At 60.6% G+C, this 14,605-nt stretch carries 12 protein-coding genes and 1 pseudogene; 7 read left to right on the forward strand and 6 right to left on the reverse strand.

Annotation, left to right across the window (positions count from 1 at the left end; all coding sequences use genetic code 11):
- Positions 1-322: 322 nt before the first annotated feature.
- The 3 genes and pseudogenes from B5F98_RS01965 to B5F98_RS01975 all read left to right on the forward strand — a co-directional run.
- A complete protein-coding gene (locus B5F98_RS01965) occupies positions 323-1,060 on the forward strand; it encodes an ATP-binding cassette domain-containing protein (protein WP_087369388.1) in 738 nt (245 codons plus the stop codon).
- Positions 1,057-1,974 (forward strand): SufD family Fe-S cluster assembly protein, encoded by a 918-nt coding sequence (locus tag B5F98_RS01970; protein WP_087234509.1) that lies wholly within the window; start codon positions 1,057-1,059, stop codon positions 1,972-1,974. The genes B5F98_RS01965 and B5F98_RS01970 overlap by 4 nt, the downstream gene beginning before the upstream one ends.
- A 156-nt stretch (positions 1,975-2,130) precedes the next feature.
- Positions 2,131-2,724 (forward strand): annotated as a pseudogene (locus B5F98_RS01975) (ATP-binding cassette domain-containing protein); the annotation flags it as partial.
- A gap of 696 nt (positions 2,725-3,420) precedes the next feature.
- Here B5F98_RS01975 and B5F98_RS01980 read toward each other — a convergent pair.
- From B5F98_RS01980 to B5F98_RS02005, 6 genes are read right to left on the reverse strand one after another with little or no spacing between them, the layout of a single operon-like run.
- Positions 3,421-3,660 (reverse strand): RNA-binding S4 domain-containing protein, encoded by a 240-nt coding sequence (locus tag B5F98_RS01980; RefSeq protein WP_087234412.1) that lies wholly within the window; start codon positions 3,658-3,660, stop codon positions 3,421-3,423.
- 22 nt (positions 3,661-3,682) lie between these two features.
- Positions 3,683-3,958: an HU family DNA-binding protein gene (locus tag B5F98_RS01985; RefSeq protein ID WP_087234414.1), complete on the reverse strand. Its 276-nt coding sequence runs from the start codon at positions 3,956-3,958 to the stop codon at positions 3,683-3,685.
- A 30-nt stretch (positions 3,959-3,988) separates the two neighbouring features.
- Complete coding sequence (gene mazG / locus B5F98_RS01990; RefSeq protein WP_087369389.1) at positions 3,989-4,780, reverse strand: nucleoside triphosphate pyrophosphohydrolase; 792 nt, start codon at positions 4,778-4,780, stop codon at positions 3,989-3,991.
- A gap of 55 nt (positions 4,781-4,835) precedes the next feature.
- Positions 4,836-6,491, reverse strand: a complete 1,656-nt coding sequence (locus B5F98_RS01995; protein WP_087369390.1) for a polysaccharide biosynthesis protein — start codon at positions 6,489-6,491, stop codon at positions 4,836-4,838.
- 30 nt (positions 6,492-6,521) lie between these two features.
- Positions 6,522-7,823, reverse strand: coding sequence for an amidohydrolase (locus B5F98_RS02000; protein ID WP_087369391.1), 1,302 nt, complete (start codon positions 7,821-7,823; stop codon positions 6,522-6,524).
- A gap of 10 nt (positions 7,824-7,833) precedes the next feature.
- Entirely contained in the window at positions 7,834-8,658 is an 825-nt protein-coding gene (locus B5F98_RS02005) for a purine-nucleoside phosphorylase (RefSeq protein ID WP_087369392.1), read from the reverse strand.
- Positions 8,659-8,815: 157 nt separating this feature from the next.
- On the opposite strand from B5F98_RS02005, the gene B5F98_RS02010 reads away from it, so the two are divergent.
- From B5F98_RS02010 to B5F98_RS02025, 4 genes are all read left to right on the forward strand, one after another.
- Positions 8,816-9,241 (forward strand): DUF3842 family protein, encoded by a 426-nt coding sequence (locus tag B5F98_RS02010; protein ID WP_087369393.1) that lies wholly within the window; start codon positions 8,816-8,818, stop codon positions 9,239-9,241.
- Positions 9,242-9,634: 393 nt separating this feature from the next.
- Positions 9,635-11,653, forward strand: coding sequence for a cadherin-like beta sandwich domain-containing protein (locus tag B5F98_RS02015; RefSeq protein ID WP_158099748.1), 2,019 nt, complete (start codon positions 9,635-9,637; stop codon positions 11,651-11,653).
- A gap of 10 nt (positions 11,654-11,663) precedes the next feature.
- Entirely contained in the window at positions 11,664-13,448 is a 1,785-nt protein-coding gene (locus B5F98_RS02020) for a cadherin-like beta sandwich domain-containing protein (protein WP_087369395.1), read from the forward strand.
- A 264-nt stretch (positions 13,449-13,712) separates the two neighbouring features.
- Complete coding sequence (locus tag B5F98_RS02025; protein WP_087369396.1) at positions 13,713-14,570, forward strand: PRD domain-containing protein; 858 nt, start codon at positions 13,713-13,715, stop codon at positions 14,568-14,570.
- The last annotated feature ends 35 nt before the right edge of the window (positions 14,571-14,605 follow it).

Consider the following 14,605-nt stretch of genomic DNA (forward strand, 5'->3'; position numbering starts at 1 on the left):
GCCATGGTCTGGGGGGCCATGACAGGCTGGGCCTCGGGGGTGGGCTGGGAGACCGGCTCCGGCTGGGCAGCGGTCTGGGGCGCGGCGGAGCCCATGACCCGGGCCCACACCCGCTCAAAGACCTCCTGGCTCTGGGAACGGGAATTCATGATCTCATCCATGGGAAAACACCTCCTAAATACCCCATTCTATGCCCCAATCCAGGGATTGCCACGGTTGACAGATGGGTATAATCATGATATACTAGCAAAACATATAAGAAAACTATGAATTATAAGCCGTCCCTCCCACGGGGGACGGCTTCAAACGGGAGATTTGCACTATGTTGGAACTGAAACATCTGACCTTCTCTGTGGAGGGAGAGGGCAGTCAGAAGGAGATTTTGAAGGACGTGTCCCTGAACGTCCAGGACGGCACCTTCCTGGTGGTCACCGGCCCCAACGGCGGCGGCAAGACCACCCTGGCCAAGACCATCATGGGTCTCAACCAGCCCACTTCCGGCCAGATCATCTGGAACGGGGAGGACATCACCCACCTGAACATCACCGAGCGGGCCCGCCGGGGCATCAGCTACGGCTTCCAGCAGCCCCCTCGCTTCAAGGGCCTGCGGGTGTGGGACCTGCTGAGCCTGGCCTCGGGCAACGCCCAGCTCACCCACGCCGAGGGCTGCCAGCTGCTGACCCAGGTGGGGCTGTGCGCCGCCGACTATATCGACCGGGAGGTGGACAACTCCCTGTCCGGCGGCGAGGTCAAGCGCATTGAGATCGCCACCATTCTGGCCCGGAAGTCTCCCCTGATGATCTTTGACGAGCCGGAGGCGGGCATTGACCTGTGGAGCTTTGCCAAGCTCACCGAGACCTTCCGCTATATCCACGAGAAGCGGCAGGCCACCATCATCATCATCTCCCACCAGGAGCGCATCATCAACCTGGCCGATGAGATCGTCATGATCGCTGGCGGCGAGGTGGTGGAGCGGGGGGCCAAAGAGGAGATGTTCCCCAAGATTCTGGAAAACACCCAATCCGGGTGCGCCTTTGTGAAGGGAGGAGCCCAGGCATGAATTCCATCGACACCCATCTGCTCCGGGAGATCGCAGACCTGGAGCGTGTGCCCCAGGGGGCGTATAACATCCGCAAGAACGGCCAGTTGGAGGGGCGCAGCAACTCCGCCAACATTGTCATTGAGAGCAAGGAGGACAAGCCGGGCATCGACATCCACATCGCCCCCGGCACCGTCAACGAGTCGGTGCACATCCCCGTTATCGTCACCCAGACCGGTCTCACCGACCTGGTGTACAACGACTTCCACATCGGCGAGAACAGCGATGTGAGCATTGTGGCTGGCTGCGGCATCCACAACTCCGGCTGTGAGACCGCCCAGCACGACGGCGTCCACACCTTCTACGTGGGCAAGAATGCCAAGGTGCGCTATGTGGAGAAGCACTACGGCGAGGGCGAGGGCACCGGAAAGCGCATTCTCAACCCCCACACCATCATCTATCTGGAGGAGGGCGCCTCCATCCAGCTGGAGACGGTGCAGATTCGGGGCGTGGACTCCACTCGCCGTTACACCAAGGTGGAGATGGAGGCCAATGCCGAGGCAGTGGTCACCGAGCGTCTGCTCACCCACGGCGACCAGTTTGCCGAGAGCAAAATGGAGGTCATCATGAAGGGGGAGGGGGCCCGCACCCAGGTGATCTCCCGGTCTGTGGCCCAGGACAACTCGGTACAGGTGTTCTATCCCCAGGTGCAGGGGGATGCCCCCTGCTTCGGCCACGTCCAGTGCGACTCCATCATCATGGACCACGCCAAGGTCAGCTCCATCCCTGCCATTGTGGCGGGCCACACCGACGCCCAGCTCATCCACGAGGCGGCCATCGGCAAGATTGCCGGAGATCAGCTGTTGAAGCTCATGACGCTGGGTCTCACCGAGGAGGAGGCCGAGCAGAAGATTCTGGACGGATTCCTGCGGTAATACAATTACACATAAATAAGAAAAACACCGTTGTGAAGGAGAAGTTTCCTTTACAACGGTGTTTTTTTGTGCTTGATGGGAATTGCGAAAAGCCTCCCTTGTGTAAAGGGAGGTGGCCCGGCGTAAGCCGGGTCGGAGGGATTGATCGGTCAACCCCTCATCAACCGCTTTTATGACATTGCCGACGGCAAGATTCGCTACGACGGCATCAACATCAACAAGATCAAGAAGGCGGACCTGCGCCGCTCCCTGGGCATTGTGCTTCAGGACACCCACCTGTTTACCGGCACCGTCATGGACAACATCCGTTACGGCAACATGGAGGCCAGCGACGAGGAGTGCATGGCCGCCGCCCGGCTGGCCAACGCCGACGGCTTCATCCGCCGTCTGCCCGACGGGTATGACACCATGCTCACCGGAGACGGGGCCAACCTGAGCCAGGGTCAGCGGCAGCTGCTGGCCATCGCCCGGGCCGCCGTGGCCGATCCGCCCGTGCTCATTCTGGACGAGGCCACCTCTTCCATCGATACCCGTACCGAGCGGCTGGTGCAAGACGGCATGGACGCTCTGATGACCGGGCGCACCACCTTTGTCATCGCCCACCGGCTGTCCACCGTGCGCAACGCCGACTGCATCATGGTTATGGAGCAGGGCCGCATCATCGAGCGGGGCACCCATGACGAGCTCATCGAGAAGAAGGGCAAGTATTATCAGCTGTATACCGGAAATCTGGCAGAAGAGTCTGCCTGATTCTCAGGGCTTCGCTGTGACAGAGGGATTGTCCTTCTCCGATTTTCTTGGCAGAAACCAGTGTCCCCGCCGGGGACGCTCCGCTGGGCCCGATTTCTCGCCGATGAGAAATCGGGGAAAGAATCGCCAAAGGCGGGGCCTTCCCCCGCCTTGTGGAATCCACCCCGCGGTACTGGGAGCCCCTGCGTCCTCCTTGTTTCGGCCCTTGGCATGATAGGGTCACATAGATGGCGTGGAAATTCCACAGAAAGCACCGACTTCTCTGACAAATACTACTTCTACTGCCAGGGCCTCACCCTGGTGCACCGCTGTTCCCAGCTGTCGGTGGCCTGGCTCCCGGCGGCGGGAACGCCGCTTGGCCAGGGTAGGCCCGGACCTGGAAACTGCCCAGCCATAGGGCCAGCTGCAAAGGTGGCTGGGTGTAGTGGCAGTGACAGGGGCCACAGCAAGGGTGACGGGCCGAACACCAGCTTGACGCAGTTCCAACCTCGTACCCCAGGGAGGTCCTTAGGGGGGAACGCCCTAAGCGGGTTTTGGTTTCTTTTGCCCGCTCAAAAGAAACCCCCAGCGGGAAGCGTCCCCACCAGGCTGGAAGCCGGTACAAGACAAAAAAGAAAGAACAAGTTCGTCAAGGCGGGACATATAAGAAATGCAAAAACGTGGGAGCACCCAGGGTACTCCCACGTTTTTTGCCTTTTATAGTTGTTGATACATGGCGCTGGCATCCGCCTTGCCCACAATGTCGGCGGTGGACAGCACTTCCACCCGGATGGCCTTCTCGCCGAATTTCATCTCCAGAATGTCCCCCACCTTCACCTCGTAGGAGGCCTTTACCACCCGGCCCCCCACGGTGATGCGGCCGTTGTCACAGGCCTCATTGGCCACGGTGCGCCGCTTGATGAGCCGGGACACCTTCAACCACTTGTCAAGTCTCATAGAAATCCTCCTATGTTTCTCCTTATGCTCCGATGCTGTCCTTCAGCGCCTTGCCGGGCTTGAACACAGGGGTCTTGGATGCGGGGATGTTGATCTGCTCCTTGGTGTGGGGGTTGCGGCCAATGCGGGCGGCACGGCTCTTCACCTCAAAGGAGCCAAACCCCACCAGCTGCACCTTCTCCTCCTGGGCCAGGGCCTGGGTAATGGCCTCCAGGGCGGCGTTGAGGGCGGCCTCGGTGTCCTTCTTGGACAGCCCAGCCTTTTCAGCGGCGGCGTTGATGAGATCAGCTTTGTTCATGGTCGTTTGTTCCTCCTAATGGTCTACAATTCAAGGCTGGTGCTTGATGGCGTTCCAGATGTCGTCCAGCTCGGTGAGGCTCATGTTCTCCATCTGCTTGCCCTGGGCGGTGACCGCCTCCTCCACCCGGCGGAACCGGGCGGCAAATTTGTCACAGGCGGCCTGGAGGGCGTCCTCCGGGTCCACCTTCAAAAAGCGGGCCACATTCACCGCGGCAAAGAGCAGGTCCCCCAGCTCCTCGGCGGGGTCTCCGTGGCCGGCGATGGCCTCTTTCACCTCGTCCAGTTCCTCGGAGAGCTTGTCCACCGCGCCGTCCACGCTGTCCCAGTCAAAGCCCACCTTGGCGGCCTTCTTCTGCACCTTCTCCGCCCGCCACAGAGCGGGCAGGGAGCGGGCCACGGCGTCTACGGCGTCGGCCTGGGTGGCCTGGCCCTTCTCCTTCTTCTTCAGCTCCTCCCAGTTGGCCAAAATCTCCCCGGTGGAGGAGACGGTCACATCCCCAAACACGTGGGGGTGGCGGAAGATGAGCTTCTGGCACACGCCGTTGGCCACGTCGTCCAGGTTGAAGCGGCCCTCCTCCTCCTCAATGGAGGTGTGGAACACCACCTGGAGCAGCACGTCACCCAGCTCCTCCTGGAGGTGCTCGGTGGACTGCTGGTCAATGGCCTCGGCCACCTCGTAGGCCTCCTCCAGGAAGTTGCGTCGGATGGACTCATGGGTCTGCTGGGCGTCCCACTGGCAGCCGCCGGGAGCCCGCAGCACTTTTACAATGTCAACGAGATCTTGGACGTTGTACTTGTCCTTGAGAGAAAAATCTACCATACTATCACCTACAATGCAAGGATTATTTCAAAATGGAACCTTTTTGCCGGGGAAGTTATTCGGCGGGAGTGATGCGCAGCAGGCGGCCAATCTTGTCGCCCTTGGGCATAAACTTCAAGTCCTGGGGAGAGATGGCCCGGAGCAGCACCACCAGAGCCAGGTACACCAGGCCGCCCACACCCACGGAGAAGAGGGTGCAAATGGCGTTGCCCGAGTTGCTCAGGGTTTTGGCGGCGGTCTGGAAGGCGGACATGCCACCCAGGACGGAGGAGGACAGGCCATAGCAGGCCCACACCGCCAGACCCATGACGACCGCAGATACCAGAGGCTTGGCAAAGGCCCGGAAGAGGCTCAGGGAGCGGGGGAGGGTGCGCTTGATGATGATGAGGTCCAGCACGGCGATGATGGCAAAGCACACCAGGGTGCTCACCGGAGCGCCGTGGATGTTGATGTTCTTGTTGCCCACCAGAATGTAGTTGATGGGCAGCTTGAACAGGCACCCGATGACGGTGGTGACCATGGGAATGGTCACCAGGCGGTGGGCCTGCATGATGGCGTTGCACACCAGCATGAAGCAGACAAAGATGACGGCGATGCCCAGCACGGACAGCATCCAACCGCCCAGTTCCACGTCGGTGGTGGGGTAGAGCAGCCGCATGATGGGCTCACTGAGCACGCACAGACCCACGCCAGCGGGAATGGCCAGCAGGGCGGTGGTGCGCAGGGCGGTTTCGCTGATCTGGGCCCCCAGCTTCCGGTTCTTCACCGCCTGAGCCGCCGACACCGCGGGGATGATGGAGGCGGTGAGGGGCACCATGAAGGAGGAGGGCAGGTTGTACAGGGTGGCCGCCTGGTCAAACACGCCCTTGAGGGAGCGGGCCTCCAGCTCGGTAAAACCGGCTCCGTCCTGGAGCCGCCCATAGATCATACTGGTGTCAATGAGGTTCACCAGACCAATCACCGAGGAGCCCAAGGTGATGGGAATGGCCAGCTGGAGCAGGGTGCGGAAAATTTTCTTGGAGGACTCCGGTTTGTCCTGCCCCACCGGGGTGCTCCCATGGTGGGAGCGGAAGCAGAAGGCGGTGTACAGCATGCCCAGGGCGCAGCCCACGGACACGCCGAAGATGGCGCCAGCGGCGGCCACGGACTCGTTATCCGAGGACTTGAGCAGAAAATAGGCCAAAGTCAGGCCAATAACCAGCTTGCTCAGGGCCTCGATGATCTGGGACACCGCCGTGGGAGTCATGATGGAGTGGCCCTGGAAGTAGCCCCGCATGGCAGACAGGGGGCACAGGAAGAAGATGGCGGGGGCCAGAGCCCGGATGGAGTACCAGCTCCGGGAGTTGTTCATCAGGTTTGCCAGCTGCTGGGGGAAGAAGAACATGAGGCAGAAGCTGATGGTGCCCAGGGCCAGGAAGGTGAGGAAGGCCACCCGGAAGGTCTTTTGCACCTGGTTGTGACGGCCCAGAGCGTGGGCCTCCGAGATCATCTTGGACAGGGCCACCGGCAGACCGCCGGTGGACACGGTGATGAGCAGGGAGTAGATGTAGTAGGCGGTGTTGAAGTCGGAGAACCCCGCCTCCCCCAGGATGTTGCCCAGGGGAATCTTGTACAGCGCTCCAATGAGCTTGACAATGACAATACCGGCGGCCAGAATGGCGGCGCCGCCAAAGAAGGTATTATTTTTGTTTTTGGAAGTGGGATTTGACATGATCTCAACCTTTCACCAAGAAGTCCAGGGTCAGTGGAAGAGGAGAGGGAGGGCATAGTCCCGGACCTCGGCCTGAATCCGCTCCACATCCAGCGTGTGGAAGGTACCGTTTTCATATATGATGTTGCCCCGGGCCATATTCATCACCACATTGGAGCCGTGGGCGGCAAACACCAGGTTTTCCACCACGTCATGGCAGGGGGTGAGGTTGGGGACGGTGAAGTCCAGCAGGATGAGGTCCGCCACCTTGCCCACGGCAATCTGGCCCGTGGGACGGCCCAGCGCTCGGGCACCTGCCACCGTGGCCATCTCCAGAGCCTGCCGGGGTGTGACCACCCCGGGGGTGCAGCGCACCCCGCTGGGCAGCAGCGCCGCCAGCTTTAGATCGGCAAACAGGTCGGCGCTGTTGTGGGAGGACATGCCGTCGGTGCCCAGGGCCACATTCACCCCGGCCTGGAGCATGTCGGGGATGGGGGCGATGCCCGAACCCAGCTTCAAGTTGGAGTAGGGATTGTGGACGCAGGACACCCCTTTTTCCGCCATAATGGCCCAGTCCTCCGGGGTGGTGTACACACAGTGGGCGGCAATGCCGCCGTTGTCCCACACCCCGTACTGGTTCAGCGTCTGGATGGGGGTGAGGCCGTGGCGGTCCAGGCTGGCCTGGTGCTCGCTCTTGGTCTCCGACACATGCACGTGCATCCGCTGGTTGTGGTCGTGGGCGAACTGGGCCATCCACTGCCACAGGGGGGCGGAGGAGGTGTACTCTCCGTGGATGGAGGCGTCTATAAGAATTTGCCCGTCTCCCGCCCCGTGGAACTCCTCGGTGAGGGCCCGCTGAGCCACGCAGTCCCCGCAGGTGTCGGGGTGAAAGTCGGCCGGGTCGCCAAAATACACTCCGCCACAGGACAGGTTGGCGCTGATGCCGGACTTCAAAATCTCATGGGCGATGGTGGAGGTGAACATGTACATATCCGCCACGCAGGTGACGCCGGAGGCGATCATCTCCGCCAGGCCCAGCCCCGCCCCGGCCTGCACCGCCCGGGAATCCAGCTTGCCCTCGGCGGGGAAGATGTAGTCGTGGAGCCAGGTCTGCAAGTCGCAGCCTCCGCCATACCCCCGCATGAGGGTCATGGGCAGGTGGGTGTGGGCGTTAATGAGGCCGGGCATCATCACCTTGCCCGAGCAGTCCACCACCCGGTCAACGTCGCCCTGGGGGCGGTCCGTGCCCACATAGGTGATGGAGGTGCCCTCCACCTGGACATAGCCATTTTTCAGAATGGTCCCCGCCTCGTCCATGAGGACGGCGGTGACGTTGGTAAATAGTACGGACATAGGTTCCTCCTTATAACTGGGCCAGACAGCCCAGGACCAGGGGCACAAACCGGTGCCGGGCGGCTTTGCCCGCCTCCAGCACTTCCTCTTCGCTCAAGGGCTTGGGCAGCATCCCGGCGGCCAGGTTGGACAGCAGCGAGAAGCCCAGCACCTCCATGCCGCAGTGGGCGGCTACGATGACCTCGGGGGCGGTGGACATGCCCACCGCATCCCCGCCCAGGGCCCGGATGGCCCGGATTTCGGCGGGGGTCTCATACTGGGGCCCGAAGCTGTAATAGTATACCCCTTCCCGCAGGGGACTACCCAGCTCCTGGGCCACCTGGCGGGCCACCTCCTGGAGCCGGGGGGTGTACAGATGGGAGGCGTCGGGGAAGCGCACCCCAAATTCCGGGAGGTTCTCCCCCCGCAGCGGGGACTCCCCGCCCAGCTTGATCTGGTCGGTGAGGAGCATGATGTCCCCGGCGTTCCAGTCCGGGCGGACGCACCCGGCGGCGTTGGTCACCAGCAGGGTGTCGCACCCCAACAGCCGCAGCACCCGCACGCCATAGGCCACATCCTCATAGGAGTACCCCTCGTAGTGGTGCACCCGGCCCTGCATCACCGCCACGGGCTTGCCTGCCAAGGTGCCAAAGACCAGCTGCCCCACATGTCCGGGGGCAGTGGAGCGGGGAAAGTGGGGAATGGAGGCGTAGGGCACCGCCACAGCGTTCTCCACCTCCTGGGCCAGATCCCCCAGCCCCGAGCCTAGAATCAGGGCCACTTTGGGGACAAATTCCCCCAGCTGAGCCCTCAGATAGGCGGCGCTTTCCTGATAATGGGAATACGGATGGGACATAGGCTTCCCTCCTGACAAAATCTTGGGAAATATGAGAGCATTACAAGATAGTTTACACCATTCAACCAGGAAAATCAATCCTGACCCCGTCCGCATTGGCAGGGGAGGGGAAATGTGGTATCATATATAAAAACAGATCCAATGAGGAGGAGACGACATGCGGGACACAAGACCCCTGGTGGTGGTGGTGGACGGCCACGGCGGCGGCATGGGCAAGGCCCTGGTGGCTCGGCTGAGAGAGCGGCTGCCCCAGGTACACGTGCGGGCGGTGGGCACCAACTCCGCCGCCACCGAGGCCATGCTCAAGGGGGGAGCCGAGGACGGGGCCACCGGAGAGAATGCGGTGATTTTCAATGTGGGAAAGGCGGACTTCGTGGTGGGGTCCGTGGCCATCCTCATGGCTAACGGCCTCATGGGGGAGATCTCCCCCCGTATGGCCCAGGCGGTGGGGGACAGCTCTGCCATCAAGGTGCTCATCCCCGCCAACCGCTGCGGCATCCGCATCGCCATGGGGGGCGAGCAGCCCCTGCGCCGCTATTTGGACGACTGTGTGGACCTGATTGCCGCCGAGCTGCAAACCTGAACAAAAAGCCCTCGGCAGAGTTTCCCCGCCCGCAGGCGGGGAAATAAATTGAAATCTGTTTTTTTCGGGGACATGCGCATCGAAAAAAACACATCTCAGCCCGCCAGTGTGTAATCGGGTCGCCCTTTGACCCGATTATGCATGCAGCGGGCTGCATCCCCTCGAAAAAATGCTGGCATTTTTGAGAAGCGTGTCGAACTTTTCGACACGCTAGAGGCCTGCCTTGGTTGACAAGGGAGGCCTCATCTTATAAAATATTTGTCGAGTGTTTAGTAACGGGTGCATTGCACCCCGAAATATGGCATTATATGGAAGAATTGGGCGGTCTTTGTCAAAAAGCAGCCCGGAGTGGAAGAGAATAAGGAGAGACGAATGTTACAAAGTGGAAGAAGAATGGAGAAGAAAACACGGACGCTGGCAGGGCTGGCGGCGGTGTTTTTTGCCTGCATGGTGGTTCTGTCCGCCTTTGTGGCGGTGTACGCCGGAGGCGTGCGCTACGGCGTGGTCACTGGCACCGAGGTGGGCCTGAGCGTGCGTGCGGGAGCGGGAACCTCGTACACCCGGCTGGGACTTATTTACGACGGCACCACCGTCACCATCACCGGGGAGAAAAAGGCCTCAGACGGCGCCACCTGGTATGCCATTGACTACAACGGCGGCACCGGATACGTCATCAGCACCTACATCAAGCTCATGGACAGCGGTGTGGATGACAAGGAGTTTGAGGCCTACCTCAAACAGCAGGGCTTCCCCGAGTCCTACTGGAGCGGGTTGAAGGTGCTCCACGCCATGTACCCCGAGTGGGTGTTCAAGGCCGACCACAACGGCTTTGACTGGAACTACGCCGTGGACCAGGAGTCCAAAATCGGCAACAGTTTGGTGCAGTCCTCCTCCAAGTCCAGCTGGAAGTCCACCGACCCCAAGGCCTACAACTGGGACACCGGGGTGTGGACGGTGTTTGACTCCGGCGGCTGGGTGGCTGCCTCCCGGGAGATTGTGGCCTACTACATGGACCCCCGGAACTTCCTGACCCAGAACAGCATCTTCCAGTTCCTCCTCCAGAGCTATGACGCCCAGGTGCAGAGCGTGGCGGGAGTGGAGCGGCTGGTGGACGGCACCTTCCTGGCCAATACCGTCACCGACACCGACGGCAAGCGAATTTATTACCCCCAGGTGATCTATGATGCGGGCAAGAAGGTGGGGGTCAACCCCTATGTGCTGGCCGCCATGATCATCCAGGAGCAGGGCACCAAGGGGCTCAGCGACAGCATTTCCGGCAAGGCCCCCGGCTTTGAGGGATATTTTAACTTCTACAACATCGGCGCGGTGGCCGGAGGCGGCAACACTGCGGTGAAAAACGGCCTCATTTACGCCAAGGGCGGTTCCAGCGGCACAGGCACCAGCTATGGACGGCCCTGGAACAGCCGGGTGCGGGCCATCAGCGGCGGAGCCCAGTTCTACGCCAACGGCTACGTCACCGCCGGACAGGACACCATGTACTTAAAGCGGTTCAACGCCCAGGGGGACAACCCCTTTACCCATCGGTATATGACCAGTGTGTGGGGCGCGGCCTCCGAGGGTCTGAGTCTGGCCGGGGGATACAGCGAGGAGCTGCGCCAGTCCCCCCTGGTGTTCTCCATCCCTGTGTATGACAATATGCCCAGCAGCCCCTGTGCCCAGCCCACCGGGGACGGCTCCCCGGACAACCGCCTGAGCACCTTGAAGGTGGGCAACTACGCCCTCACCCCGGGCTTTGACAACGACACCACCTCTTACAGTGTGGTGGTGCCCAACTCCGTCTCCTCTGTCACCATCACCGCCACCCCCAAGGCGTCCACCGCCAAGGTCAGCGGCGCCGGGACGGTGCAGCTGAAGGTGGGGGCCAATACCGTGAAGGTGACGGTCACCGCCCAAAACGGCAGCCAGCGGGTCTTTACCCTCACCATTGCCCGGGAGGGCGGCTCCGATTCCGGCGGCTCGCCCACCTTCTCCGTCAAGCCCAAGTACAAGGTCAGCGGGTCCAACCAGGTCTCCGGCATCACCTTGGGCACCAAGGTCTCCGACTTTGTCAAGAACCTGAACATCGTGGGGGGCTATGCCCAGGTGAAGACCGCCAGCGGCTCCACCAAGCAGAACTCCGCTGTGGTGGCCACCGGGGACACTGTGACCATCTACCGCAACGACGGCACCCAGTACGCCAAGTGGACGGTGCTCCTGTACGGCGATGTGAACGGGGACGGGAAGATCGACAACTCGGACCGTGTGAAGATTCGCAATCACGTTTTGGCGACCAGTAAACTCTCCGGGGTATATGCGGTGGCCGCAGATGTGAACAAAGATGGACAAGTGAACAATTCGGACCGCGTCAAGGTTCGCAACCATGTATTAGGTACCTCTCTCATCAACCAATAGGAGTAGATCAATGAAAAAATTCTTTCTCAATAAGTGTGCGATGCTGGTCATGGCGTTAGCCATGATTCTGGGTTTGGGTCTGACTACCCCCCGGAGTCAGGCGGCTGGAAGCTGTGTTGTCACCTTTTCGGATCCTACGGTCACTGTGGGGCAAACGTTTACCGTCAATGTGAGGGTGACTGGAGCTGTGGCCATTGCCACGGTGAAGGTGAACTATGACTCCAGCTATCTGCAATATGTTTCCGGTGATTTAGGCTACGGATATCCTAGCGGCAATGTGATTGTCATGGATAAAGAGAATGCTGGAACGGGTAACGTCAGCTTCTCGATGACCTTCAAGGCGCTGAAAGCGGGTAAGACTACCATCAACAACTATGAAAACTCCATTGTGGACAGCAATGGCGATTTCCTGGATGTGACCCCCGGCTGGTCTACGGTCACCATCAACGCCCCCTACACCGCCTCGGGGAACAACAACCTCAGTTCCCTGTCCATCAGCCCCGGCACCCTGTCCCCCGGCTTCTCCGCCGGCACCACCAGCTACAGCGCCTCGGTGTCCAACTCCACCACCAGCGTGGCAGTGTCCGCCAAGGCCGCTGATGGAAAGGCCAAGGTGGCGGTGTGGGGCAACACCGGCTTGGATGTGGGCAACAACACCGTCACCGTCCAGGTCACTGCTGAGAATGGCAGCAAAAAGACCTATACCATCACCGTCAACCGGGCCTCCGGCGGCGGTGGCGGGAATACCGGTGGAAATACCGGAGGAAACACAGGTGGCAATACAGGCGGGAACACCGGGGGCAACACGGGTGGCAATTCCCAGGCTCCCGAGGTCACCCAGACCCCTGAGCCCACCGCCACTCCGGTGCCCGATATCATGGTGACCTTGCCCGACGACACCCAGCTGGCGGTGTCCAAGGAGCTGCCCGAGGACGTGACCCTGCCCAAGGGCTTTGAGTCCTCCCAGCTGGAGGTGGACGGCCAGACCCTTCCCACCGCCGTGCACAAGGAGGGTGGATTGGTGGCCGTGTACCTGGCTGGCGACGAGGGCCATCCCGCAGGCTTCTACTTCTACAACGAGAAGACCCGGGAGGTCCAGGCCATGACCCCGGTGGCCATGTCCACCGGAAAGCTGACCCTGGTGGACCTGCCCCAGGAGCTGGTGGTGCCCCAGGGCTATACCTCCACCCTCATGGAGCTGGGCGGCCAGCAGCACACCCTGCTGGTGCCCGATGACACCGAGGAGCCCAACCACTACATCGTCTACGCCATGGACGAGGAGGGCAAGCTGGGGCTGTACCTGTACGACGTGGAGCAGGAGAGCTTCCAGCGCTACCAGTTCACCCAGCTGGGGGACGCCCCTCTGGTCCTGGCTGAGGTGGCAGAGGAGCCCCAGAGCGAGGGCTTTGTGTTCACCCTCTTTGGCCGGGAGATCCGCACCGGCTGGAGCAACCGCGCCGTGTCCTACCTGATGGTGGGGGTCACTGCCTTGGCCGTGGTGCTGCTGGTGGCCGTGATCGTGCTGGTGGTGTGCCTGGTGAAGGCCCGCAAGGCCCTGCATCTGGCCTGGATGCGGGAGGAGGAACAGCGGCAGTGGAAGATCATCGCTGGCCCCCATGCCGGCATCAACGTGGACGATATCGTGGCGGAGTACACCAGCCGCAGCAAGCCCATGTTGGAGGACCGGGGCAGCCGGACCCTGCCTTCCCAGACCCAGCAGCCCCCCCGAGAGACCATCGACGTGTCCTGGCAGGAGGCCGAGCAGCCCGCTGAGGACCAGGAAGATGACAACTAAATAGAATGCTATAAAACTCCCCACGGCCCACCGTGGGGAGTTTTTTCGAGGAAGGGCTGGAGGTTTGACTAAATTACCAAAAAATCGCATGTACTTTTGTATGGAATTGGAATGGACAAGGGGGAGGAAAAGGGCTATACTGTCCCTAGCAACTGAATATTCGGATTGTAACTGGTAAGGCAGGCAAGACCACGTAAAACTCGATTGCAACGGGTTTTATTTGTGGTGCCTGTTTTTTTCTTTGCCTGAAAGGGGGGATGAACCGTGGGAACCTATGTGGTACGTCGCATACTCAACAACAACGCCTTTGTGTCGGTGGATGCCAATGGCCAGGAAATTGTGGTCATGGGAAAGGGAATTGTATTCCAAAAGAGCGGAGGAGATCGGATTCCTTGCAGCAGAGCGGAGCAGGTGTTCCAGCTGTCTCAGGAAAACACCAGCCGCTTTCAGGAGCTGATTGCCCGCATCCCCATGAACTACATGGTCCTCAGCGAGAAAATCATCTCTATGGCTGAGAAAAACATGAACAAGACATTGGATGAGAGCATTCACATCACCATTACCGACCATATCTACTCCGCTGTACAGCGCTACCAGCGGGGGCTGGTGCTGCGCAACTCCATGCGCTGGGAGATCCAGCGCTACTATCCCCAAGAGTATGCTGTGGGGCTGGAGGCGGCCCGGATGGTGCGCCAGGCCCTGGAAGTGCCCTTTGCCGAGGATGAGGCGGCCTTTATGGCGCTGCACTTTGTCAACGCAGGTACGGGCATGGAGATTGGGCAGATGTATGAGGTGACAGAGCTGATTTCCGGCATCTGTACCATTGTACACGGGGAGTTTGGGGCGGAGTTTGACACCCAGGCCCTGGCATACCATCGCTTTATCACCCATGTCAGGTTCTTTGCCCAGCGTCTGCTGCTGGGCACCTATTACCAGGAGGATGACGGAGATCTGCTGGATATGATCTGCGTCAAGTACCCCCAGGCCTATGCCTGTACCCAAAAGATTGCAGCCTACATTTTGCAGCTGCGGGGGCAGAACCTGGGCCGTGAGGAGGAACTGTACCTCACGGTGCACATCGCCAGAGTAGCAAAACATGGACTTTTGCAAGATAAGAACTGACTTTTCTGGAATATTCAGTTGAAAAGAGGGATTAA

The organism is Pseudoflavonifractor sp. An44 (genome assembly GCF_002161675.1).
GTDB lineage: Bacteria > Bacillota > Clostridia > Oscillospirales > Oscillospiraceae > Enterenecus > Enterenecus faecium.

Coding starts and splice junctions, on each gene's coding strand:
- B5F98_RS01965 (WP_087369388.1), top strand. CDS start 323: ATGTTGGAACTGAAACATCTGACCTTCTCTGTGGAGGGAGAGGGCAGT.
- B5F98_RS01970 (WP_087234509.1), top strand. CDS start 1,057: ATGAATTCCATCGACACCCATCTGCTCCGGGAGATCGCAGACCTGGAG.
- B5F98_RS01980 (WP_087234412.1), bottom strand. CDS start 3,660: ATGAGACTTGACAAGTGGTTGAAGGTGTCCCGGCTCATCAAGCGGCGC.
- B5F98_RS01985 (WP_087234414.1), bottom strand. CDS start 3,958: ATGAACAAAGCTGATCTCATCAACGCCGCCGCTGAAAAGGCTGGGCTG.
- mazG (WP_087369389.1), bottom strand. CDS start 4,780: ATGGTAGATTTTTCTCTCAAGGACAAGTACAACGTCCAAGATCTCGTT.
- B5F98_RS01995 (WP_087369390.1), bottom strand. CDS start 6,491: ATGTCAAATCCCACTTCCAAAAACAAAAATAATACCTTCTTTGGCGGC.
- B5F98_RS02000 (WP_087369391.1), bottom strand. CDS start 7,823: ATGTCCGTACTATTTACCAACGTCACCGCCGTCCTCATGGACGAGGCG.
- B5F98_RS02005 (WP_087369392.1), bottom strand. CDS start 8,658: ATGTCCCATCCGTATTCCCATTATCAGGAAAGCGCCGCCTATCTGAGG.
- B5F98_RS02010 (WP_087369393.1), top strand. CDS start 8,816: ATGCGGGACACAAGACCCCTGGTGGTGGTGGTGGACGGCCACGGCGGC.
- B5F98_RS02015 (WP_158099748.1), top strand. CDS start 9,635: ATGGAGAAGAAAACACGGACGCTGGCAGGGCTGGCGGCGGTGTTTTTT.
- B5F98_RS02020 (WP_087369395.1), top strand. CDS start 11,664: ATGAAAAAATTCTTTCTCAATAAGTGTGCGATGCTGGTCATGGCGTTA.